The 22,469-nt window shown below is 70.0% G+C and carries 23 protein-coding genes; 18 read left to right on the forward strand and 5 right to left on the reverse strand.

Annotated features, from left to right (window positions below; all coding sequences use genetic code 11):
* Positions 1 to 72: 72 nt before the first annotated feature.
* The gene (locus SPF06_RS08615; protein ID WP_323278629.1) at positions 73 to 1,050 is read right to left on the reverse strand and encodes a LacI family DNA-binding transcriptional regulator; all 978 of its coding nucleotides are present in this window, start codon (positions 1,048 to 1,050) and stop codon (positions 73 to 75) included.
* Positions 1,051 to 1,454: 404 nt separating this feature from the next.
* Here SPF06_RS08615 and ftsH point away from each other — a divergent pair, with 404 nt between their 5' ends.
* The 8 genes from ftsH to panC are packed head-to-tail and all read left to right on the forward strand — an operon-like array spanning position 1,455 to position 8,535.
* Complete coding sequence (ftsH, locus tag SPF06_RS08620; RefSeq protein WP_323278630.1) at positions 1,455 to 3,587, forward strand: ATP-dependent zinc metalloprotease FtsH; 2,133 nt, start codon at positions 1,455 to 1,457, stop codon at positions 3,585 to 3,587.
* Between the two features lie 23 nt (positions 3,588 to 3,610).
* Positions 3,611 to 4,225, forward strand: coding sequence for a GTP cyclohydrolase I FolE (gene folE, locus SPF06_RS08625; RefSeq protein WP_428985735.1), 615 nt, complete (start codon positions 3,611 to 3,613; stop codon positions 4,223 to 4,225).
* 3 nt (positions 4,226 to 4,228) lie between these two features.
* Complete coding sequence (gene folP, locus SPF06_RS08630; RefSeq protein ID WP_323278631.1) at positions 4,229 to 5,134, forward strand: dihydropteroate synthase; 906 nt, start codon at positions 4,229 to 4,231, stop codon at positions 5,132 to 5,134.
* Between the two features lie 10 nt (positions 5,135 to 5,144).
* A complete protein-coding gene (folB, locus tag SPF06_RS08635) occupies positions 5,145 to 5,522 on the forward strand; it encodes a dihydroneopterin aldolase (RefSeq protein ID WP_323278632.1) in 378 nt (125 codons plus the stop codon).
* Positions 5,519 to 6,070, forward strand: coding sequence for a 2-amino-4-hydroxy-6-hydroxymethyldihydropteridine diphosphokinase (folK, locus tag SPF06_RS08640; protein WP_323278633.1), 552 nt, complete (start codon positions 5,519 to 5,521; stop codon positions 6,068 to 6,070). The genes folB and folK overlap by 4 nt, the downstream gene beginning before the upstream one ends.
* A complete protein-coding gene (locus tag SPF06_RS08645; protein WP_323278634.1) occupies positions 6,067 to 6,582 on the forward strand; it encodes a DUF3180 domain-containing protein in 516 nt (171 codons plus the stop codon). The genes folK and SPF06_RS08645 overlap by 4 nt, the downstream gene beginning before the upstream one ends.
* A 60-nt stretch (positions 6,583 to 6,642) precedes the next feature.
* Positions 6,643 to 7,584, forward strand: coding sequence for a Rossmann-like and DUF2520 domain-containing protein (locus SPF06_RS08650; protein ID WP_323278635.1), 942 nt, complete (start codon positions 6,643 to 6,645; stop codon positions 7,582 to 7,584).
* Complete coding sequence (gene panC / locus SPF06_RS08655; protein WP_323278636.1) at positions 7,585 to 8,535, forward strand: pantoate--beta-alanine ligase; 951 nt, start codon at positions 7,585 to 7,587, stop codon at positions 8,533 to 8,535. It abuts the gene before it with no gap.
* Between the two features lie 17 nt (positions 8,536 to 8,552).
* On the opposite strand, the gene SPF06_RS08660 is transcribed toward panC, so the two are convergent.
* Entirely contained in the window at positions 8,553 to 9,401 is an 849-nt protein-coding gene (locus SPF06_RS08660) for an alpha/beta hydrolase (RefSeq protein ID WP_323278637.1), read from the reverse strand.
* An 84-nt stretch (positions 9,402 to 9,485) separates the two neighbouring features.
* Here SPF06_RS08660 and lysS point away from each other — a divergent pair, with 84 nt between their 5' ends.
* From lysS to SPF06_RS08710, 10 genes are all read left to right on the forward strand, one after another.
* Positions 9,486 to 10,967 carry a lysine--tRNA ligase gene (gene lysS, locus SPF06_RS08665; protein WP_323278768.1) on the forward strand — a complete coding sequence of 494 codons (1,482 nt, stop codon included), beginning with the start codon at positions 9,486 to 9,488 and terminating at the stop codon, positions 10,965 to 10,967.
* 1 nt (position 10,968) lies between these two features.
* On the forward strand, positions 10,969 to 11,136 hold the full coding sequence (locus SPF06_RS08670) for a hypothetical protein (protein WP_323278638.1): 168 nt from the start codon (positions 10,969 to 10,971) through the stop codon (positions 11,134 to 11,136).
* 149 nt (positions 11,137 to 11,285) lie between these two features.
* A complete protein-coding gene (locus tag SPF06_RS08675; protein ID WP_323278639.1) occupies positions 11,286 to 11,627 on the forward strand; it encodes a histone-like nucleoid-structuring protein Lsr2 in 342 nt (113 codons plus the stop codon).
* Between the two features lie 213 nt (positions 11,628 to 11,840).
* A complete protein-coding gene (locus SPF06_RS08680) occupies positions 11,841 to 14,360 on the forward strand; it encodes an ATP-dependent Clp protease ATP-binding subunit (protein ID WP_323278640.1) in 2,520 nt (839 codons plus the stop codon).
* Positions 14,361 to 14,557: 197 nt separating this feature from the next.
* Positions 14,558 to 15,559, forward strand: a complete 1,002-nt coding sequence (gene dhaK / locus SPF06_RS08685) for a dihydroxyacetone kinase subunit DhaK (protein ID WP_323278641.1) — start codon at positions 14,558 to 14,560, stop codon at positions 15,557 to 15,559.
* Position 15,560: 1 nt separating this feature from the next.
* Positions 15,561 to 16,208 (forward strand): dihydroxyacetone kinase subunit DhaL, encoded by a 648-nt coding sequence (dhaL, locus tag SPF06_RS08690; RefSeq protein WP_323278642.1) that lies wholly within the window; start codon positions 15,561 to 15,563, stop codon positions 16,206 to 16,208.
* On the forward strand, positions 16,205 to 16,882 hold the full coding sequence (dhaM, locus tag SPF06_RS08695) for a dihydroxyacetone kinase phosphoryl donor subunit DhaM (protein ID WP_323278643.1): 678 nt from the start codon (positions 16,205 to 16,207) through the stop codon (positions 16,880 to 16,882). The genes dhaL and dhaM overlap by 4 nt, the downstream gene beginning before the upstream one ends.
* A 126-nt stretch (positions 16,883 to 17,008) precedes the next feature.
* Positions 17,009 to 19,189, forward strand: coding sequence for a prolyl oligopeptidase family serine peptidase (locus SPF06_RS08700; RefSeq protein ID WP_323278644.1), 2,181 nt, complete (start codon positions 17,009 to 17,011; stop codon positions 19,187 to 19,189).
* Positions 19,190 to 19,191: 2 nt separating this feature from the next.
* Entirely contained in the window at positions 19,192 to 19,665 is a 474-nt protein-coding gene (locus tag SPF06_RS08705) for a GNAT family N-acetyltransferase (RefSeq protein WP_323278645.1), read from the forward strand.
* Positions 19,666 to 19,727: 62 nt separating this feature from the next.
* Positions 19,728 to 20,288: an amino-acid N-acetyltransferase gene (locus SPF06_RS08710; protein ID WP_323278646.1), complete on the forward strand. Its 561-nt coding sequence runs from the start codon at positions 19,728 to 19,730 to the stop codon at positions 20,286 to 20,288.
* A gap of 7 nt (positions 20,289 to 20,295) precedes the next feature.
* On the opposite strand, the gene SPF06_RS08715 is transcribed toward SPF06_RS08710, so the two are convergent.
* The 3 genes from SPF06_RS08715 to SPF06_RS08725 all read right to left on the reverse strand — a co-directional run bounded on the left by SPF06_RS08715 (position 20,296) and on the right by SPF06_RS08725 (position 22,237).
* Positions 20,296 to 20,760 (reverse strand): hypothetical protein, encoded by a 465-nt coding sequence (locus tag SPF06_RS08715; protein ID WP_323278647.1) that lies wholly within the window; start codon positions 20,758 to 20,760, stop codon positions 20,296 to 20,298.
* 124 nt (positions 20,761 to 20,884) lie between these two features.
* Positions 20,885 to 21,382 (reverse strand): hypothetical protein, encoded by a 498-nt coding sequence (locus tag SPF06_RS08720; protein WP_323278648.1) that lies wholly within the window; start codon positions 21,380 to 21,382, stop codon positions 20,885 to 20,887.
* A 27-nt stretch (positions 21,383 to 21,409) separates the two neighbouring features.
* On the reverse strand, positions 21,410 to 22,237 hold the full coding sequence (locus SPF06_RS08725) for an HhH-GPD family protein (RefSeq protein ID WP_428985736.1): 828 nt from the start codon (positions 22,235 to 22,237) through the stop codon (positions 21,410 to 21,412).
* Between the last annotated feature and the right edge of the window lie 232 nt (positions 22,238 to 22,469).

The raw sequence follows: 22,469 nt of genomic DNA on the forward strand, positions 1-22,469 counted from the left end.
GGCGGTGCGGGTGGGCGAATGGTATGGGTGGGCGAACGGTAAAGCTGGCGCGGAGGGCTTACGCCGGTGGCGTCAGCTGACGGGGACCTTCGACGGCGCGGTGCTGGCACGGACGATGAGGTCCCCCGAGAGATGCACCGTGTTGGCCGGGCGGGCCGGGTCCGCGATGCGCTCGGTGAGGAGGCGGAGGGCGACGGCGCCTCCGCGCTCGTAGGGGGTGTTGACGGTCGTGAGGCCCGGGCGCGTGGTCGAAGCGAGCCACGTGTCGTCGAAGCCGATGACGCTCATGTCCTCGCCCACCTGGACCCCGCGGTCGGCGAGGCGGTTGATGCAGCCGAAGGCCATGAGGTCGTTGTGGGCGATGACGGCGGTGACGTTCTCGGCGAGCACAAGGTCTCCCGCCCGGACGCCCGCCGCGTACGTGGGCTCGGAGTGGGTGAGGACCACGAGCGTGCAGTCGAGGTGGTCCGCGGCTTCCTCGGCGGCAGCGAGGCGGACCCGGCTTGAGTAGTTGTCCTCGTAGCTCGCCAGGTAGGCGATGCGCCGGTGGCCCAGGGCCGCGAGGTGTTCTACCGCCTGACGTGCGCCCTCCGGTGCCGAGAGGACGACGGCGGGCAGCCCCTCCGCGACGTGGTTGATGAGGACGACGGGCGAGACGGCGTCGAGTGCCCGGAGCCGCTCGGTGTCCATGCGCGGTGCGAAGACGATCGCGCCGTCGACGCGCCCGATGATTCGCTCGAGCTCCTCGGCGTCCGCCTCCGGATCGTCCTCGCCGTCCACGATGAGCAGCGAGAGTGATTGGCGGCGGCAGGCCGACTGGATTGCCTTGACGAGGGGTGGGTAGTACGGGTTCGCGATGTCCGGGATGAACAGCGCGATGGTTCCCGTGGTCTCGGCCTTCACGGGGGCAGGGGTGTAGCCCATCTCGGATGCGACGGCGAGGATGCGGTCCCGGGTCTCTTCGTTGACCGAGTCAGGACGGGTGAACGACCTCGAGACGGTCGACTTGGAGACGCCTGCAGCCCTCGCGATGTCGGCGATCGTCGTCATTCCCCACCTCCTTGTGCGGCTGGTCGTGCTTGTGCGGCTGGTCGTGTCCGGTCAATGTGTCCGGGGTCACGTGAGCTTGATTTCACAAGACTGACATCGTTTCTGCAACAAGTCAATGGGTTGCTGCAACATAATGGGTCGGAACACGTCATGCCCGCCTGCCGCAGACGGGCCCAACGGGCCCGGATCTGAGCCGCTGGATGACGCGTTCGCCCTCGGCGCACACGCCTCGGGGGAACTTTTGACTTCGACTGTGCGTGATGCTGTCCGAACGGTATAGCTTGTTGCGGTACTGCTCGCCAGCAGGAGCCTGCCGGGCGGCAGAACCTGGGTGCATACAGCGGGGAACTCAGCGCCACCGGCGCCGCGGCACAACAGAAGGGACGGGGCTTGGCCCCGATTTCATGAACGTCAAAAGCTTCGTCAAGGGTCCGGGGATCTGGATCCTCGTCGTGATCGCTCTTCTTCTCATTGCCTTCGGCACGTTGGCTCCCGGTGGAAGCGCGACGATCGATACGCAGGTCGGCCTCCAGCTCCTCAAGGACGGCAAGGTCGATTCCGCGAAGATCTACAACGGCGAAGAGCGTGTCGACATGGTCCTCAAGGACAACTACGTCGACAACGGGCAGAACAAGGGCAAGAACGTCCAGTTCTACTACGTGGATCCGCGCGGCAACGAGGTGGTCCAGGCCGTCGAGAACGCGAACCTCACGCACGGCTACAACGACGTCCCGACCGGCAACAACTGGTTCGGCTCGATCCTCTCCCTCATCATTCCCGTCCTCCTGCTCGGCGCCCTGTTCTGGTTCCTGCTCTCGCGCATGCAGGGCGGCGGCTCCCAGGTCATGAAGTTCGGCAAGTCGCGCGCGAAGATGATCACGAAGGACATGCCCCAGGTGACCTTCGTCGACGTCGCGGGCGCGGAGGAAGCGGTCGAGGAACTCCACGAGATCAAGGAGTTCCTCCAGGAGCCGGGCAAGTTCCAGGCCGTCGGCGCGAAGATCCCGAAGGGCGTCCTCCTCTACGGCCCTCCCGGTACCGGCAAGACCCTGCTCGCGCGCGCCGTCGCGGGCGAGGCGGGCGTGCCGTTCTTCTCGATCTCCGGTTCTGACTTCGTCGAGATGTTCGTCGGCGTCGGCGCGTCCCGTGTCCGCGACCTCTTCGAGCAGGCCAAGTCCAACGCGCCGTCGATCGTGTTCGTCGACGAGATCGACGCCGTCGGCCGTCACCGCGGCGCGGGCATCGGCGGCGGCAACGACGAGCGCGAGCAGACGCTCAATCAGCTCCTCGTCGAGATGGACGGCTTCGACGTCAAGACGAACGTCATCCTCATCGCGGCGACGAACCGCCCCGACGTCCTCGACCCGGCGCTTCTGCGTCCGGGACGCTTCGACCGCCAGATCCCGGTTGAGGCCCCGGATCTCGTGGGCCGTGAACAGATCCTCAGCGTCCACGCCAAGGGCAAGCCCATGGCGAGCAACGTGGACCTCAAGGCCGTCGCGAAGAAGACGCCCGGCTACACGGGTGCGGACCTCGCGAACGTCCTCAACGAGGCCGCCCTCCTCACGGCCCGTTCGAACGCCCAGCTCATCGACGATCGAGCGCTCGACGAGGCCATCGACCGCGTCATGGCCGGGCCGCAGAAGCGCAGCCGCGTCATGAAGGACCTCGAGCGCAAGATCACGGCGTACCACGAGGGCGGCCACGCCCTCGTGGCGGCCGCGCTCCGGAACTCCGCGCCGGTCACGAAGATCACGATCCTCCCGCGTGGCCGGGCCCTCGGCTACACGATGGTCGTTCCCGAAGCGGACAAGTATTCCGTGACGCGCAACGAGCTCCTCGACCAGCTCGCCTACGCGATGGGCGGCCGTGTCGCCGAGGAGATCGTGTTCCACGACCCGTCAACGGGTGCGTCGAACGACATCGAGAAGGCCACCTCGACGGCCCGCATGATGGTCACGCAGTACGGCATGAGCGAGCGCGTTGGCGCCGTCAAGCTCGGGCAGGGCGGCGGCGAGCCGTTCCTAGGCCGCGACGCGGCCCACGAGCGCAACTACTCGGACCAGGTCGCGTATGTCGTCGATGAAGAAGTGCGTCGGCTCATGGACCAGGCCCACGACGAGGCCTACGCGATCCTTACGGACAACCGCGACGTCCTCGACCGCCTCGCGGCCCAGCTCCTCGAGCACGAGACGCTCAACCAGCGCGAGATCGCGGACATCTTCAAGGACATCCGCAAGCGCGACTTCCGCGAGGTGTGGCTCTCCAAGGAGTCCCGCCCGGTGCAGAACATCCCGCCGGTCGAGACGGAGAACGAGCGCCGCGAGCGGGAGGCCCGCGAAGTGAAGTCCCGGCAGGACCATGACGAGGCCACCGAGGCCGAGCGCAAGGCCCAGGAGGAGGCCGCGGCCGCCCGCCGGAACCAGCCCCTCGACACCCAGCATCCGCATGTCCACGCGGGCGGGGAGCAGGACTTCTCGGGCGGCGCAGGGACCTCGCACGACGGTCACGCTGGCGACTCGCTGCCCGGCGCGTGAGGTGCCCCCGCTAGGATCATGCCGTGACCCACATTGACGACGACGACGTAGCCGCCGCCGACGGCCTCGACACCGCCATGGACCTTGAGCGGATCGAAGCAGCCGTTCGGGAGATCCTCATCGCGGTCGGGGAAGACCCCGACCGCAGCGGCCTCCGCGACACTCCCAAGCGAGTGGCGCGTGCCTTCGCCGAGACTTTCGCAGGCCTCCACCAGACACCTGAGGACGTCCTCGGCGTGACCTTCGACCTCGACCACGAGGAGCTCGTTCTCGTCAAGGACATCCCGTTCTACTCGACATGCGAGCACCATCTCGTCCCGTTCCACGGTGTCGCCCACGTCGGGTACATCCCCTCGCACGATGGGCGCGTCACGGGTCTGAGCAAGCTCGCGCGGCTCGTCGACATCTATGCCCGCCGCCCGCAGGTCCAGGAGCGCCTGACGACGGACGTCGCCGAGGCCCTCGTGGAGCACCTGAAGCCGCGCGGCGTGATCGTCGTCGTCGAGTGCGAGCACATGTGCATGTCGATGCGCGGGGTCCGCAAGCCCGGCGCGAAGACCGTCACGAGCGCCGTGCGTGGGCAATTGCACGACCCCGCAACCCGCGCTGAGGCCATGAGCCTCATTCTCGGAAGGTAGACCATGGACACCCTCGCCGCAGCGCCCGGGACCGGGCCCAACACCTCCCCGCTCCCCGTTCTCCGCAAGCCTCGCCCGAGGGCCACGTTCGAGTCTCTCCCGACGGACCGTGCGGTCGTCATGGGCATCCTCAACGTCACGCCGGATTCGTTCAGCGACGGCGGCCAGCACGCCACGGCGGATTCCGCGATCGCCGCAGGACTGCGGATGTTCTACGGCGGCGCGGACATCATCGACGTCGGCGGGGAGTCGACGCGCCCGGGGGCCGAGGAGGTGCCCGAGGACGAGGAGCAGCGCCGCGTGCTCCCGGTGATCGAGGCGCTCGTGAAGGCCGGCGCCCTCGTGTCCGTGGACACGCGCCGCGCGAGCACGGCGGCCAAGGCGCTCGACGCGGGCGCGCTCATCGTCAACGACGTCTCGGGCCTCACGGTGAGCCAGGACATGATCGATCTCGTCGCCGAGCGCGGCGCGTACTACATCCTCATGCACAATCGCGGCACGTCCCGCCACATGGACGAGCTCGCGACGTATGCCGACGTTCTCGGAGACGTGCTCGCCGAAACAGCGACGGTGCGCGACCGCCTGCGCGAGGCCGGCGTCGAGGACGGCAAGATCATCCTCGACCCGGGCCTGGGCTTCGCGAAGAGGGCCGAGCACAACTGGACCCTTATTGCAGGGATCGAGCGCTTCCTCGGCCTCGGCCACAAGGTCCTCGTCGGCGCCTCCCGCAAGCGCTTCCTGGGCGAGCTCCTCACGACGGCGGGCAAGGCGGCCCCGTTCGAGCAGCGCGACGCGGCGACGGCGGCGATCACGGCGCTCACCGTCGCGAAGGGCGTGTGGGGCGTCCGCGTGCACGACGTCGCCTCGAACCTCGACGCCGTCAAGGTCGTCGCCCGGGCGAGGGGCTGAGGGCTGGCGAGTGGGCACCCGAGTCGATCTCATCACACTCCGGGGCGTCTCCGCCGTCGGCCATCACGGCGTCCTCGACTTCGAGCGCCGCGACGGGCAGACGTTCGTCGTCGACGCGATCCTCCACAGCGATTTCGCGCGGGCGGCCGCCAGCGACGACCTCGCGCACACGGCGAGCTATGCGGAGATCGCGGAGCGGATCACGGAGATCATCGAGGGTGATCCGGTGAACCTCATCGAGACGCTTGCCGTCCGGATCGCCGAGATGGTCCTCGGCGAGTTCGCCGCGATCGACGCGGCCGAGATCACGGTCCACAAGCCCAAGGCTCCCATCGAGGTCCCGTTCGACGACGTCGCCGTCACGGTCTTCCGGGGACGCCAGGCATGAGCGCAGTCCCCTTGACCGACGAAGTGCCGGCGAGCCGCTCCGAGTACACGCGCGCCGTCCTCGCCCTCGGGAGCAACCTCGGGGCCCGGGCCGAGACCCTCGCCGAGGCGATCTCGGACCTCGTGGACCGGCCCGAGGTGCGCCTTGTCGACGTCTCGCCGGTTGTGCAGACGAAGGCCGTGGGCGGCCCGGAGGGGCAGCCGGACTTCCTCAACATGGTCGTCATCGTGCAGACGAGCCTCGGCCCGTACGAGCTGCTCGCGCACTGCCATGCGGTCGAGGCCAAGCACCACCGCACGCGCGAGGTTCGCTGGGGCCCGCGCACGCTCGATATCGACATCATCACGTACAACACGCTCAGCCAGGACGATCCGGTCCTCACGCTCCCGCACCCGCGCGCGGCGGAGCGCGCCTTCGTGCTGTACCCGTGGCTCCTCATCGATCCGACGGCCGTGCTCGAGGGGCATCCGATCGTCGAGCTCCTCGAGGACTGCGCGGACGCCGACGGCGTGGAAGGCTACGACCTGCTCGACGAGGGGCAGCCGTGAAGCCGCTCCGCCTCACGATCCTCGCCGTCATCGGCATCGTCCTCGGCCTCGCGGGCTTCGCGGCGACCGAGCTCGCCGACCGCTCGTCGGGAACGACGCCGGTCCTGCCCTACAGCGCGCTCGGCAGCATGGCAGTCATCGCCGTGTTCACGCTCGCGCTCGGCATCCGTGTGCTGCGCTGGCGGAACAGCGAGAAGCGCACTCGCATGATCGACCCGATCTTTGCGGCGCGCACGCTCGTCCTCGCGCACGCGTGCGCGTATGCGGGCGCCGTGCTGCTGGGCTGGCACGCTGGGGTCCTCGCCGATCAGCTCCCCGTCTGGGCCGTGCGCTCGACGAGCCCTGTGATCCTCCAGGCGATCGCGATGATGGGCGGCGGCGTCATCATGGTGGCGATCGGCCTGCTCGTCGAGCGCTTCTGCCGCGTCCCTCCCGAGGACGGCGAGGAGCCGAAGGACGGCCGCGAGGCCGGTCCCAACCGCGCGGGCGACGCCGAGGGCGGCTATGCGTGAAATCCTCCTCGCGCGGGCCCGCCTCTCCCTGAGGACGAGGCTTCCCGAAAGGACGACGGCGTGACGCGCCCGGGGCGCCTCGGCGTCGGGATCATCGGGGCCGGCCGGGTGGGCGCAGTGCTCGGTGCGGCGCTGCGCGCAGCCGAGCACGCCGTCGTCGGCGTCTCCGCGGTCTCGGAGGCGAGCCGGGAGCGCGCGGAGATGCTCCTCCCGGGGGTGCCGATCCTCGAGATCCCGGACGTCGTGGAGCGTTCCGAGCTCGTGCTCCTCGCCGTCCCGGACGACGCCCTCGGCCCGCTTGTCGAGGGCCTCGCGAAGCTCGGCGCGTGGCAGCCCGGCCAACTCGTCGCGCACACCTCGGGCCGGCACGGCGTGGGCGTCCTCGCCCCCGTGCGCGCGGTGGGCGCGATCCCGCTCGCGCTCCACCCCGCCATGACGTTCACAGGCATGAGCCTCGACCTCGGGCGGCTCATGGACTGCCGCTTCGGCGTGACCGCGGATCCGGCCATGCTGCCGATCGCCCAGGCCCTCGTCGTCGAGATGGGCGCGGAGCCCGTCGTCATCGCGGAGGCGGACCGCGTGGCCTATCACGCCGCCCTCGCCCACGGCTCGAACCATCTCGTGACGATCGCGGCTCAGGCTGCGGAGATCCTCGCGCGCATCGGCGTCGACGAGCCCGACCGCCTGCTCGGCCCGCTCCTGCGCGCATCGCTCGAGAACGCGCTCGCGGCCGGAGAGTCGGCGCTCACGGGCCCGGTCGCGCGCGGGGACGTGGGCACCGTGGCCGCGCACGTCGAGACCCTCTCCGAGCTCGCCGCCCCCGGGCCGGGCGCGGGCGCCGCCGACATCCTCGACGCCTACCGGGCCATGGCCCTCGCGACCGCCCGCCGGGCGGAGCGTCGCGGGCTCTACGGGCCGGACGTGCGCCGACGGCTCGAGGCCGCGCTCGAACCGCGCGAGGACGACGGCGGGGCGGAACCGACCGCACGAAAGGAACCGTAGATGCCCCTCACCGTCGTGCACACGAAGGCCGAGCTGCGCTCCGAGGTCGCGCGCCTGCTCGGCGAGCACGCGGGGCGGCGCGGTGGCGTGCCCTCGCTCGGGCTCGTCGACCCCCCAGCCCCCAGGGCCTCGCTCGGCCTGGTCCCCACCATGGGCGCCCTCCACGACGGCCACCGTCGACTGGCCGAAGCCGCAGTCGCGGCGAACGACGTCGTCGTCGCGAGCATCTTCGTCAACCCCCTCCAGTTCGGCGACCCCAAAGACCTCGAGCGCTACCCTCGCACCCTCGATGCCGATGCGTCGCTCCTCGACGAGATCGGCGTCGACCTCGTCTTCGCGCCGAGCGTCGAGGAGATGTACCCGGGCGGGGACCCGCTCGTCCGCGTGACGGCAGGCCCGCTCGCCGAGAAGTGGGAGGGCGCCTCCCGCCCGGGGCATTTCGACGGAGTGCTCACGGTCGTCGCGAAGCTCTTCCACCTCGCACTGCCAGGCCCCGTCGCGGGCCAGCCTGCCGCGTTCCGCGCGTACTTCGGCCAGAAGGACGCCCAGCAGCTCGCGATCGTGCGGCGCATGGTCAAGGACCTCGACTTCCCGGTCGACGTCGTCGGGGTCCCGATCGTCCGCGCCGAGGATGGCCTCGCCCTGTCGAGCCGCAACCAGTTCCTGAGCGACGAGGAGCGCAGGGCGGCGCTCGTCCTCTCCCGCGCGCTCCGCCTCGTCGACGCCCGGGCAACGGCCCACGAGCCGCTCGAGCCGGACGACGCCGTCGCCCTCATCGAGTCCCAGCCCGGCGTCGAACTCGACTATTTCGACGTCGTCGATCCCGACACCCTCGAGCCCCTGGCCTTCAACTGCCGAGAGGCGCCGTTCACGGGCGAGGCGCTCGCGATCGTGGCGGCCCGCGTCGGGGACGTGCGCCTCATCGACAACATGCCGCTCAAGGCCAGCTGACCCCCTCCGGCGGGCCGCTAGCTCGAGAAGAACTCCGCGAGCCGGTCCACGAGGGCCTTCGCGGGGCGCTCGGGGGCGTCGTGCGCGAGCTTCGGGAGCACGTCGAAGTCCGAGGCGGGCAGGATGCCGTCGAGCTCTTCAGCGGCCTCGGCGAAGTATTCGGGGCTCGCGCCGCCCACCAGGAAGAGCGTCTCGAGCGGAAGCTGGTCGAACGTCCCGGCCTTCGAGTCGGCGGCGACGACGGCGCGGATCTCGCGCGGTCCCGTCGGCAGGAGCCGCGTGAGGACCTTGCCCGGCTGCGTCCGGCTCCCGATGCGGTTGAGGACCGTGAGGATCGGGAGGGGGAGCTTCGAGATCGGCCCCGCGGTCTGAAGGCCGCGGAGGAGCACGGCGAGGGCCTTCTCCTCGTCCTTGCCGCCAAGCGCCGCCTCGTAGTCGTCGAGCCAGTCGGCGTTGTAGCTGCCGTTGAAGGAGATGATCGGGTCGTAGACCGCGATCTGCGTGACGTCGAGCGTGCGGCCCGCGTGGAGGGCGATGCAGCCGCCGTAGTTGTGGCCGAAGACCGCCTGCGAGCCCGTGTGCTCGAGGATCGCGCCGAGGTCCGCGATCTCGACCGCGAGCGAGTAGTCGTCTGGCTGGGGCGACGATGCCCCGCGCCCCCGGCGGTTGTAGACGTGGACCGGCGCATGGAGGGCCTCGGCGAGGCGCAGCGCGAGCTCGCGGTACAGCTCCGCGGTCACCATCGATCCATGGACGACGACGACGCCGCCCTTCGTCTGCCCGTTGCCCGCAGGTGCGGTCAGGAGCTCGAGGACCGCGCCATCGCGGGTCGAGACGGTCGAGGCATGGATCTGGGAAGCCGCCATGCAACGAGCCTAGCCCACGGGGTGCCGGCAGATGACTTGAAGTTAGAATGGAACATTGTGACTGCAGAGAATGCCGCTCCGGGAATGGAGCCTGCCGACGCCAGCGAGCAGATGCACATTCGCATCGAGAAGCGCGGAAAGCTCCTCGCGAGCGGGGAAGACCCGTATCCCGTCAAGCTCGAGCGCAGTCACTCGCTTGCCGAGATCCGCGCGAAGTACCCCGATCTCGAGCCGGACTCCACGACGGGGGATGTCGTCGGCGTCGTCGGCCGCGTCGTCTTCGTCCGGAACACGGGCAAGCTCTGCTTCGCGACCCTCCAGGAGGGAGACGGCACGCGCCTCCAGGCCATGCTGAGCCTCGCGAACGTCGGCGACGAGCGCCTCGCCGACTGGAAGGCCCTTGTGGACCTCGGCGACCACGTGTTCGTGCACGGCGAGGTGATCTCCTCGAGGCGCGGCGAGCTCTCGATCATGGTCGACGAGTGGAAGATGGCGTCGAAGGCCCTCCGCCCGCTCCCGACCCTGCACGCCGAGCTCAACGAGGAGACGCGCGTCCGGCAGCGGTACGTCGACCTGCTCGTGCGCGAGGAGGCGCGCCAGATGGTCTATACGCGGGCCAAGATCACGAAGTCGGTCCGCGACACCCTCGATTCCCACGGCTACGTGGAGGTCGAGACGCCCATGCTCAACCTCATCCACGGCGGCGCGACAGCGCGCCCGTTCGAAACGCACCTCAATGCGTTCGACCAGCGGATGACGCTCCGCATTGCCACCGAGCTGTACCTCAAGCGCTCCGTGGTGGGCGGAATCGAGCGCGTGTACGAGATCGGGCGCGTGTTCCGCAACGAGGGCGTCGATTCGACGCACAGCCCTGAATTCACGACCCTCGAATGCTACGAAGCGTACGCCGACCAATTCACGATGGCCGAGCGGATGAAGGAGATCATCCTCAACGTCGCGGATGTCGTGGGAACCCGGCAGATCGAGACGCCGCAGGGAACGATCGATCTCGATGGCGAATGGCGCTGGCTCGGCGTTTACCCCGGCCTCTCGGAAGCCGTCGGAGAAGAGATCACGCCCGAGACCCCGCTTGAACGCCTTCTTGAGATCGGTGACAAACTCGGCGTAAAGACGGATCCTTTGTGGACCACCGAAAAGGCCGTCATCGAGCTCTTCGGGGATATCGTCGAGCCGACGCTCCTGAATCCGACGTTTGTGTACGATTACCCGCCGTCGGCGCAGCCGCTCGCGCGCCCGCACCGCGACGACCCGCGCCTCATCGAGGCATGGGACCTCATTATCGGGGGAATGGAACGCGGAACCGCGTTTTCCGAGCTCATCGACCCCGTGATCCAGCGCGAGCGGCTCACCGAGCAGTCCCGCCTCGCCGCAGAGGGCGACGACGAGGCCATGCAGCTCGACGAGGACTTCCTCCGGGCCCTCGAATACGGCGCCCCGCCCATGGGCGGCATCGGCCTCGGCATTGACCGCCTCGTCATGCTCTTCACGCAGGCAGGCATCCGCGAAACCATCCTCTTCCCCCTCCTCAAGCCCGAGGCGAACTGACATGGATTACGTAGCCGTCCTTCTCCCGCCCATCGTCGTCGGCCTGATTTTCTGGTTCGCGATTCGGGCGATTTTCAACGCGGACAAGTCGGAGCGAGAAGCGCTGGCCCAAGCGGAAAGAGAAGCGGAACGCGGCGGCGAGGGGAATAGTTCCCCGTCAGCTGGGTGATTCGTTTTGACGAGGTGCTGGCTCGGAAGCATAATGGAAGTGCAATAGCGGCGGCCTGATCGGGCAGTTAGATCTTCGAATTGTTCTCGGACCGCAGCGCGCAGTGCTTGAGCATGCCGTTCCCCAGCGCCGACAGAGAGAGAACGCCCGTGGCACAGAAAGTCAAGATCATCCTCGTTGACGACCTCGACGGCGGTTCTGCAGACGAAACCGTGCGTTTCGGCCTCGACGGATCCAGCTACGAGATCGATCTTTCCCACGCAAACGCAGCGAAGCTTCGCGAGTCCCTCGTGGATTACGTTGCCGTGGCGCGCAAGTCGACGGCTCGCCTGGGCCAGGCGCCGCGGGCCCGTGCGGCCTCGGGCAGCAGCTCGCGCAATTCCGAGTCCGCCAAGATCCGCCAATGGGCCCGCGACAATGGGTACGGCGTGAACAGCCGCGGCCGCATCCAGGCCGAGATTCAGGAAGCGTACCGCAAGGCCAACGCCTGATCGGAGTTCGCAGACTCACACGGAAACCCGGTGCCAAGCACCGGGTTTCCTGCTGTTTCGGCAGGTTACGGGTGCGGCGGAGGCCGTTTGCCGTGCGTTCACCCTGTGGCGAACAGCGCTGTGCACCGAGCGCTCGGCACGTAGCATCGAACTACGCGCCAGTGCCGCCTTTGACGGCATTGCACCCAACAGCAAGACCGGGGAGTTCGAGCGATGTTCGAGAGATTCACAGACCGCGCCCGCCGCGTGGTCGTGCTGGCCCAAGAAGAGGCCCGCATGCTCAACCACAACTACATCGGCACCGAGCACATCCTCCTGGGCCTCATCCATGAGGGGGAAGGAGTGGCCGCCAAGGCCCTCGAGTCCCTGGGCATCTCCCTGGACGGTGTGCGCGAGCAGGTGCAGGAGATCATCGGGCAGGGCCAGCAGGCCCCGTCCGGCCATATTCCGTTCACGCCGCGCGCCAAGAAGGTCCTCGAGCTCTCGCTGCGCGAGGCGCTCCAGCTTGGCCACAACTACATCGGCACCGAGCACATCCTTCTCGGCCTCATCCGTGAGGGCGAAGGCGTTGCGGCTCAGGTGCTCGTCAAGCTCGGCGCGGATCTCAACCGCGTCCGTCAGCAGGTCATCCAGCTCCTGTCCGGCTACCAGGGCAAGGAGGCTGCGTCTGCGGGCTCCGGCGCCGGCCAGCCCGAGGGCAGCCCGGCCGGTTCCGTGGTGCTCGACCAGTTCGGTCGCAACCTCACTCAGGCTGCGCGCGAGAACAAGCTCGATCCCGTGATCGGGCGCGAGCATGAGATGGAACGCGTCATGCAGGTCCTCTCGCGCCGCACGAAGAACAACCCCGTGCTGATCGGCGAGCCCGGCGTCGGCAAGACCGCCGTCGTCGAGGGCCTCGCGCAGGCGATCGTGCGCGGCGACGTCCCCGAGACGATCAAGGACAAGCAGCTCTACACGCTTGACCTCGGCTCCCTCGTGGCCGGCTCCCGCTACCGCGGCGACTTCGAAGAGCGCCTCAAGAAGGTGCTCAAGGAGATCCGCACGCGCGGCGACATCATCCTGTTCATCGACGAGATCCACACCCTCGTGGGTGCGGGTGCCGCCGAGGGCGCGATCGATGCCGCGAGCATCCTCAAGCCGATGCTGGCCCGCGGCGAGCTCCAGACGATCGGCGCGACGACGCTCGACGAGTACCGCAAGCACATCGAGAAGGACGCCGCGCTCGAGCGCCGCTTCCAGCCGATCCAGGTCTCGGAGCCCTCTGTTTCGCTGACCATCGAGATCCTCAAGGGCCTCCGCGACCGCTACGAGGCGCATCACCGCGTGACGATCACGGACGGCGCCCTCGCCGCTGCGGCGAACCTCTCGGAGCGCTACATCAGCGACCGCTTCCTCCCGGACAAGGCGATCGACCTCATCGACGAGGCGGGCGCGCGCCTGCGCATCCGCCGTATGACGGCCCCGCCCGAGCTCAAGGCCCTCGACGAGCGCATCGCGAACCTCAAGCTCGAGAAGGAGTCCGCGATCGACGCGCAGGACTTCGAGGGCGCCGCGTCGCTCCGCGACAAGGAGCAGAAGCTCATCTCCGAGCGCGCCGAGCGCGAGCGCGCGTGGAAGTCCGGCGATATGGACGGCGTCGCCGAGGTCGATGAGGAGCTCGTGGCCGAGGTGCTTGCGAACTCGACGGGCATCCCGGTGTTCAAGCTCACCGAGGAGGAGTCCTCGCGACTGCTCCACATGGAGGACGAGCTGCACAAGCGAGTCGTGGGCCAGGACGACGCGATCAAGGCGCTCTCGCGCTCCATCCGGCGCACGCGTGCGGGCCTCAAGGACCCGAAGCGTCCGGGCGGATCGTTCATCTTCGCGGGCCCGACGGGTGTCGGCAAGACCGAGCTCGCCAAGGCCCTCGCGGAGTTCCTCTTCGGCGAAGAGGACGCGCTCATCACGCTCGACATGTCCGAGTTCTCAGAGAAGCACACGGTCTCGCGGCTCTTCGGTGCCCCTCCGGGCTACGTCGGCTACGAAGAGGGCGGCCAGCTCACCGAGAAGGTGCGCCGCCGGCCGTTCTCGGTGGTCCTGTTCGACGAGGTCGAGAAGGCCCACGCGGACCTCTTCAACTCGCTCCTGCAGATCCTCGAGGACGGGCGCCTCACGGACAGCCAGGGCCGGGTCGTGGACTTCAAGAACACGATCATCATCATGACGACCAACCTCGGCTCCCGGGACATCTCGAAGGGCGTCATGACCGGCTTCCAGTCCGGCACGGACACGAAGACGACATACGAGCGCATGAAGGCCCGTGTGACGGAGGAGCTCAAGCAGCACTTCCGCCCCGAGTTCCTCAACCGCGTCGACGATCTCGTCGTGTTCCCGCAGCTCACGCAGGAAGAGATCATCGAGATCGTGGATCTCATGATCGACCGGCTCGAGAAGCGTCTCCGGGACAAGGACATGGGCATCGAGCTCACGCAGAAGGCGAAGGTCCTGCTCGCGACGCGCGGCTACGACCCCGCGATGGGCGCCCGGCCACTGCGCCGTGTGATCCAGAGCGAGATCGAGGACCAGCTCTCGGAGAAGATCCTCTTCGGCGACCTCTCCGCGGGGGACATCGTGCTCGTGGACGTCGAGGGCGAGGACGAGACCGCGCGGTTCACCTTCACCGGCACCCCGCGTCCGCGCGTTCCCGAGGTCGTGACGGCCGCGAAGAGCGGCTCGAAGGAAATCGGCGCCTGATCCGCATTGCCCCGAACGGCGGCCCCTCACCGGCAAGGTGAGGGGCCGCCGTCGTTCGCTGCACAGCGGCTCCCCGCCGCGCGAGGGCAGGCCGCACCCGGCCTACCCCTGCGCTGCCCCTCCCGGTAGGCTCCAAGAACCGGCCCCATCCGCACGCGTCGATGGCGCGACGGCCGGCGACCGATCGAAGGAGCAGTGTGAAGAAGCTCATCAATGATCCGAGGGCGGTGGTCGGCGATACGGTGCGGGGCCTCGCGAGCGCCCACCCCGATCTGGTGACCGTTCACCGCGACCCGCTCTTCGTGACGAGGGCGGTCGGCCCCGCCCACGGAAGGGTCGCCCTCGTCTCCGGCGGGGGGAGCGGGCACGAGCCGCTGCACGCGGGCTTCGTGGGCCTCGGAATGCTCGACGCCGCCGTGCCGGGGGCGGTGTTCACCTCGCCGACGCCGGATCAGATCATTGCCGCGACGCAGGCGGTGGACGGCGGCGCCGGGGTGATCCACATCGTCAAGAACTACACGGGGGACGTGCTCAACTTCGAGACGGCCGGCGAGCTGTGCGAGGCCGAGGGGATCGAGGTCAGGACGGTCCTCGTGAACGACGACGTCGCGGTGGAGGACTCCCTCTACACGGCGGGTCGGCGCGGGGTCGCGGGGACGGTGCTCGTCGAGAAGATCGTGGGCGCGGCCGCCGAGCGCGGGGACTCGATCGACGCCGTCGAGAAGCTCGGGCGCAAGGTCGTCGAGAACGTGCGCTCGATGGGTCTCGCCCTCGCGCCCTGCACGGTTCCGCATGCCGGCAAACCGAGCTTCGAGCTCGCCGAGGACGAAATCGAGATCGGCATCGGGATCCACGGCGAGCCGGGCCGCCGCCGCGTAGGCCTCGAGCCCGCGGATGCGCTCACCGAGCACCTCGTCACGCCCGTGCTCGACGACCTCCACGTCGTCGCGGGGGACCGCGTGCTGCTCTTCGTGAACGGTATGGGCGGCACGCCCCTCTCCGAGCTGTACATCGTGTTCGGCCGTGCCGCGGAGCTTGTCGCCGAACGGGGCGCGACGGTCGAGCGCAGCCTCGTGGGCAACTACGTGACGTCCCTCGAGATGCAGGGCTGCTCGGTGACCGTTCTCCGCCTCGACGACGAACTTGCCGAACTCTGGGACGCGCCGGTGCTCACACCGGCCCTTCGATGGGGAGTGTGACATGACCGACCTGAATGCCGCGTGGGCGGACCGCTGGCTGCGCGAATGCGCGCGTGTCCTCGCCATGCATCGGGAGGAGCTCATCGAGCTCGACCGGGCGATCGGCGACGGCGATCACGGCGAGAACATGGACCGCGGCTTCCAGGCCGTGGTCGAGAAGCTCGGCGACGGGCCGAGTGAGTCCGTCGCGGCGGCGCTCAAGGTCGCGGCGATGATGCTCATGAGCAAGGTGGGCGGCGCCGCAGGTCCGCTCTACGGGACGGCGTTCCTGCGCGCGTCCGCCGCCGTGGGGGAGCGGGATACGCTCGACGGCCCCGCGGTCGAGGCCATGCTTGCGGCCGCGCGGGACGGCATCGTCGCGCGCGGCAAGGCCGATCTCGGCGACAAGACCATGGTAGACGCCTGGTCTCCCGCCGTCGTCGCCGCGGGGCATGCGGCCGACGGCGAGGCGGCCTTCGCTGCCGCGGCGGCGGCTGCCGAAGCGGGCGCCCTCGCGACGATGCCCCTCGTGGCACGCAAGGGCCGGGCGAGCTATCTCGGCGAACGCAGCGCGGGTCATCTCGATCCGGGCGCCGTCTCGACGTCGTACATCCTGCGGGCCGCGGTGACCGCCGCCGTCTCCGAGATCAGCGCGGGAGGCCGCTCATGAGCCCCGTCGGACTCGTCGTCGTCTCGCACAGCGCGCGCCTCGCGGAGGGCGTGATCGAGCTTGCAGCCCAGATGGCCGGCTCGGTGCCGCTCGTCGCCGCGGGAGGCACCGACGAAGGCGGCCTCGGCACGAGCTTCGACAAGATCATGAAGGGAATCGACGAGGCCGATCAGGGCCGGGGCGTCGTGATCATGACCGATCTGGGCTCGGCCGTCATGACGGCAGAGTCCGTGCTCGAGTTCCTCGAGGACGGCCAGCGCTCGCGGGTCCGCCTCGCGGATGCGGCGCTCGTCGAGGGCACCGTGGCCGCTGCGGTGGCGGCTGAGGCGGGAGCGGAGGTCGACGCCGTCGTGCGGGCCGCCGAGGAGGCCATCCCCGGCGCCGCCCCGGAGGAGGCGCCGGAGGTCGGCGAGCCGACGGCGTCGGCCATCCTCACGCTGCCCAACCGCGCGGGCCTGCACGCGCGCCCCGCCGCGATCCTCGCGGGCCGGCTCTCGCAGTTCGACGCGGAGATCACGATCAACGGCGCCGACGCGCAATCCGTCATGGCGCTCATGGCCCTCAACGCGCGGAAGGGGGCGGAGCTCGTCGTGGAGGCATCGGGGCCGGACGCGGACGAGGCGGTGCGGCTCGTGCGCGAGCAGGTCGAGCACGGCTTCGGCGAACCGGCCTGAACGTCCGGTGGTCACGTCCCGCGGGTCCTCACTCACGGGGCGTATCGACGGACGGTGTGAAAGAAGTGTTTCACCACGAGTGAACGCCCCTGTGCTCCACGCCACTTTCCGGGTTGAATCGGAGCCATGAGCGCCGACCCCCAGATCGCCATGCCCCGCACCGGCGAGTCCCAGCCCGAACCGCACGACGGCGGGAACCAGCCCGAGCCTGCGCCGCAGCCCGAGACTCCCTTCCACGACCTCGACCACTATGTCGCGATCCCGCGCCTCTCGGGGCTCGTCCTCAGCCCCGACGGGACGCGCCTCGTGACGACCGTTGCGACCCTCAGCGGCAAGGGCACCGAGTACGGCACGGCCCTGTGGGAGCTCGACCCCGCGGGCGAGCGGCCCGCCCGGCGCATCACGCGCAGCGCTAAGGGCGAGGCCGGCGCCGCGTTCGCCGCGAACGGCGACCTTTTCTTCACATCCGCCCGGCCCGATCCCGAGAAGCCGGACGACGAGCCCGTGAGCGCCCTGTGGCTGCTCCCTCACGAGGGCGGCGAGGCGCGCGTCGTCCTCAGCAGGGCCGGCGGCGTTTCATCGGTGCTCGCGGCGCGCTCCGCGGACGCGACGTTCGTCCAGACGTCGGTCCTGCCGGGGAGCACCGACGAGGCCGACGACGAAGCCCGCCGCACCGCGCGGAAGGACGGCAAGGTCGCGGCGATCCTCCACTCGGGCTACCCCGTGCGCTTCTGGGACGCGGACCTCGGGCCCGCCGAGCCGCGCCTCTTCGCCGTCGAACGCTCGTCGAAGGAGCCCGAGCCGGGCAAGCCCTCGACTCTCGACGAGGGGCCCGCCCTCGAACTCCGCAACCTGACCCCCGGCGTCGGCGGGCGTCTCCGCTTCGCCGAGGCGAGCGTGAGCCCCGACGGCGCCACCCTCTACGCGGGCCTCGCGAAGCCCCTCGCGAAGGCGGACCTGCGCGACGAGATCGTCGCCGTCGACGTTGCGAGCGGAACCCACCGCACGCTGCTCTCCGAGGAGCTCAAGGACTTCTTCCCGGGGCCCGCGAGCCCGGACGGCAGGATGCTCGCCGTCGTGGTCGAGCCCCACACGACGCCCACCCAGGCCTACACGAGCGAGCTGCACCTCCTCGACCTCGCGAGCGGCGAGCTGCGCCGCCTCGCCCCCGCATGGGACCGCCTGGCCCACCCCGCGGCGTGGCTCCCCGACGGCTCGGCCCTCCTCGTGACCGCCGACGACGGCGGGCGCTCGCCGATTTTTCGGATTGACGTCGCAAGCGGTGCGGTCACACGCGTGACGCACGACGACGCCGCGTACAGCGACGTCGTCGTCTCGCCTGACGGGGCCCACGCCTACGCGCTCCGCAGCTCCTACCTCCTCCCGCCCGAGGTGGTGCGGATCGAGCTCGCAGGCGGGGGCGTGTCCCGGCTCAAGAACCCTGCCGAACGGCCCGAGATCCCGGGCCGCCTCCACGAGGTGACGACGACCGCGGAGGACGGCACGCCGCTGCGCGCTTGGCTCGCGCTCCCGCCGTCGTCCGCTGAGTCGGCCTCCCCGGGCGACGGCGCCGCCGTCGTCAAGCACCCGCTGCTCGTGTGGATCCACGGCGGGCCGATCGGCTCGTGGAACGCGTGGACCTGGCGATGGAACCCGTGGCTCATGACCGCCCAGGGCTACGCCGTGCTGCTCCCCGACCCTGCGCTCAGCACGGGATACGGCCAGGACTTCATCCAGCGCGGCTGGGGCCGGTGGGGCGCGGAGCCGTTCTCCGACATCATGGCCCTCACCGACGCAGCGCTCCGGCGGCCCGACCTCGACCCCACGCGGACCGCGGCGATGGGCGGATCCTTCGGCGGGTACATGGCCAACTGGGTCGCGGGGCACACCGACCGCTTCCGCGCGATCGTGACGCACGCGAGCCTGTGGGCGCTCGAGGGCTTCGGGCTCACGACCGACATGGCGCACTACTGGGCCAAGGAGATGGACGCCGCGATGACGGAGGCGAACTCGCCCCACCGCGCGGTCGGCGAGATCCGCACGCCCATGCTCGTCATCCACGGCGACAAGGACTATCGCGTGCCCATCGGCGAGGGCCTGCGCCTCTGGTATGAGCTCCTGAGCGCCTCGCAGCTCGCTGCGGACGCCGACGGCGCGAGCCCGCATCGGTTCCTCTACTTCCCGGACGAGAACCACTGGATCCTCAAGCCGCAGCACGCGAAGGTGTGGTACGGCGTCGTGAACGCGTTCCTCGCGGAGCACGTGCTGGGCGAGGAGCGCGAGCTCCCGCGGGAGCTGGGGCTCTAGCGATGCCCGGCGAGCCGCCGCGGGTCGCCGCGCCGGGCGAGGCGGTCGTCGTCGCCGAGCTGCTCGATGCTTTCAACCGTGAGTTCGACAGCCCGACGCCGGGGATCCGCGCCCTCGCCGATCGACTCGTCGGGCTCCTCTCGGGCACGGACGTGTTCGCCGTGCTCGTAGGGGAGCCCGCGGCCGGCGTTGCGCTCGTCACGCTGCGGCCCAATGTCTGGTTCGACGGGCGCGTTGCGCTGCTCGACGAGCTGTATGTCGTCCCGTCGCGCCGCGGCGAGGGCCTCGGCGGCGACCTCCTCGCGGCCGTCGAAGCGGAGGTACGCGAGCGCGGCGGGGAGCTCCTCGAGATCAACGTGGACGGGGAGGACGTCGACGCGCGGCGCTTCTACGAGCGGCACGGCTACGCGAATCACGACGCCGGGCAGGCGGAGCCGCAGCTCTACTACTCGAAGGAGCTCGCGCCGGGCGGCTGAGCGGGGCGCGGCCGGTCCGGTTGACGGTCAAGGCGGTGAGGCCCGGCCACTAGGATTGCTCCATGACTGCCGCCCTTCCCCTCGTCCCTGAATCCGTCGCGTCGACCTTCCGGATCCGGCGCGCGCGGACGAGCGACGTCGCGGCGATCAAGCGGCTCGTCGCCCCCCTCGCCGAGCGGCGGATCCTCATCTCGAAGGAATCCGTGGCCTATTACGAGTCGATCCAGGAATTCCGCGTCGCCGAGACGGCCGACGGCGAGCTCATCGGCTGCGGCGCCCTCCACGTCATGTGGGAGGACCTCGCCGAGGTCCGCACGCTCGCGGCCGCCGACGACTGGCGCGGTCACGGCGTGGGGCACGCGCTCGTCGAGCAGCTCCTCGCGGAGGCTGCCGAGATCGGCGTCCAGCGCGTCTTCTGCCTCACCTTCGAGGTGCGCTTCTTCGAGCGGCACGGTTTCGAGGTCATGGCCGACCAGTCGGCCGTGGACCCCGAGGTGTACTCCGAACTTCTGCGCTCCTCCGACGAGGGCGTTGCGGAGTTCCTCGACCTCGCCCGCGTCAAGCCGAACACGCTGGGCAACACCCGCATGATCAAGTGGCTCGCGGGGCGCGCGAAGGAGTAGGCGCCTTTCAGCGCGCGTGCAGCCCGGCGTCGTCGAACGTCGTCTCCGCGATCACGACGCGCGGGCACTGCGGCCCCCACGGGTAGTCGATCCGCGGGCTGAACCGGAGATGCGGATCGCCGATCGACGCGCCTGAGGTGTCCTTGCCCGAGACGGTGAGGTCGATCGGGTTCTCCGTGAGGGGCTTCGTCATCTGGATCATCGCGACGTACGAGGGCACCGGTGTGGCCTGCGTGCTGTCGCCGCCCTCGGCGCGCAGCTCGAGCGGACCGCCGTAGCAAGCGCCATCCTGGCACGCCTCGCCCGTGAGCGACGCGTGGTCGAGGGTTGCCGCACGGTGTTCTGCGACATGGATCGTCACGACCGAGGCGAGCGAGATGGCCGGGCAAGCGGCTGGGTGCGAGCACGCGGCGAGTGGGAGCGCGGCAAGGCCAGCCGCGAAGGCCGCCGCGAGGTGCCGGGAGCGCGCCATGACCTGAGGCTAGGCCCCGTGGGGCTGTGGCTCAATGCCTTCGGCTCGATCCGCCACAATTCAGGGCTGAAACGCGCCGAATTCGGCCCGATCAGCGCCTGAGTTGTGGCGCAAGACTCCGATTCTAGGAGGGCAGCTGGTGGAGGCCCGAGAGATCCCAACGGACGGCGGCGGTGATGCGCTGGCCGCACGTCGGGCCGTCGGGGTAGTCGACCTTCGGTGTGATCGTCACGTGCAGCGGTCCCACGGACTCGCCCTGAACGGTCGTGCCGGAAACCGTCAGCCCGGCGGGGCTCGCGGTGAACTGCGGCGGGGTTGCGAAGGCCAGCGCCGGACCGGACGCCGGTGGGCGCGGGGATGCCGACGGGGGGAGCGGCGCGGAGACCAATCGAGGCCCCAGCTGAAGCGGTGCCTCCCGGCACGCGCCGTCTTGGCAGGCCCGGTATTCGAGGGAATCGGGGTCGAGCGTCACGATCCGCTCGGGAGCGATCGAGATGCTGATCGCCGAGACATATCCGACCGCTGGGCACGCTGTGCTGAAGGGAAGGCACGCCGTCAGCGGGAGGGCCGCCAGCGCAAGCACCGTGGCAAGCAAACCGACGCGGATGCGAGCAACCCCCATGCAGGCAGGGTAGGCGCTCGGGAAACGCTACGGAAGGGCGAGGCCGCCCGGGCGCTCTACGGCGAGGCCGTCCGCGAGAAGGCCCGCGACCGCGCGCTCGAGCTGCTCGGGCCCCGCCGCGAGGGCGTGCAGGCGCGCGAGCTCGATGCCCACGGACCCGGAGTGCGCGGCATCCGCGTTTGTCGGCCCGTCGAAGAACCCGCGCGGCACGGGCCGCGAGGCGGCGCGGAGCACCGCCATGACGGCGCCCCGCACCTGCCGGTCGGTGCCGTGCCAGGCCTGGCCCTTCGGCACGTAGGACGGCGGGGGCTCGCCCGCCGCGCGCCACGCACAGGCACCGGCGACGGGGCACGCGTCGCATCGCGGCGACCTCGCTGTGCACACGAGCGCGCCAAGCTCCATGACCGCCGCGTTCCAGCGCACGGAGGCGGCGTCGTCGTCCGGGAGAAGCTCACCGGCGAGCCGGCGCTCGTCGGCCGTGAGGGATGGAGCCGGGAGCGCCTCGCCGCCCACGAGGCGGGCGTGGACTCGGCGGATGTTGGTGTCGACGACGGCGGCGCGGCGTCCGAACGCGAAGGCCGCGACGGCGGCGGCCGTGTATCCGCCCACGCCGGGGAGCCCGAGGAGGCTTTCCTCGGTGTCCGGGAGCTCGCCGTCGTGCTCGCGCGCGATGACGGCCGCGGCGGCGTGGAGCCGCAGCGCGCGGCGGGGATAGCCGAGGCGGCCCCACGCGCGGACGGCCTCGCCAGCGGGTTCCGCGGCCAGGTCGGCGGGATGCGGCCAGCGCTCCATCCACTCGCGCCACACGGGGAGCACTCGCACCACGGGCGTCTGCTGGAGCATGACCTCGCTCACGAGGATGCCCCACGGCGAGCACGCGGGGTCGCGCCACGGGAGATCGCGGGCCTCGTCCGCGAACCAGCCGACGACGGCGCGGTGCAGGTCGCGCAGCTCGCGCGCGGTGGGCGCGGGGTCGGGGGCGATGGCGGTCAGGGGAGCTCCTTGCGTCCGGGTGGGCTATTCCACTCTAGTCGCGCGGCGCGGCGGCGCGACCCGAGGGGGTGTTGGTTCTTAGCCTTGGAAGCGT

Origin of the sequence: Sinomonas terricola, from assembly GCF_034931225.1 — a bacterium.
Classification (GTDB): Bacteria; Actinomycetota; Actinomycetes; order Actinomycetales; family Micrococcaceae; genus Sinomonas; species Sinomonas terricola.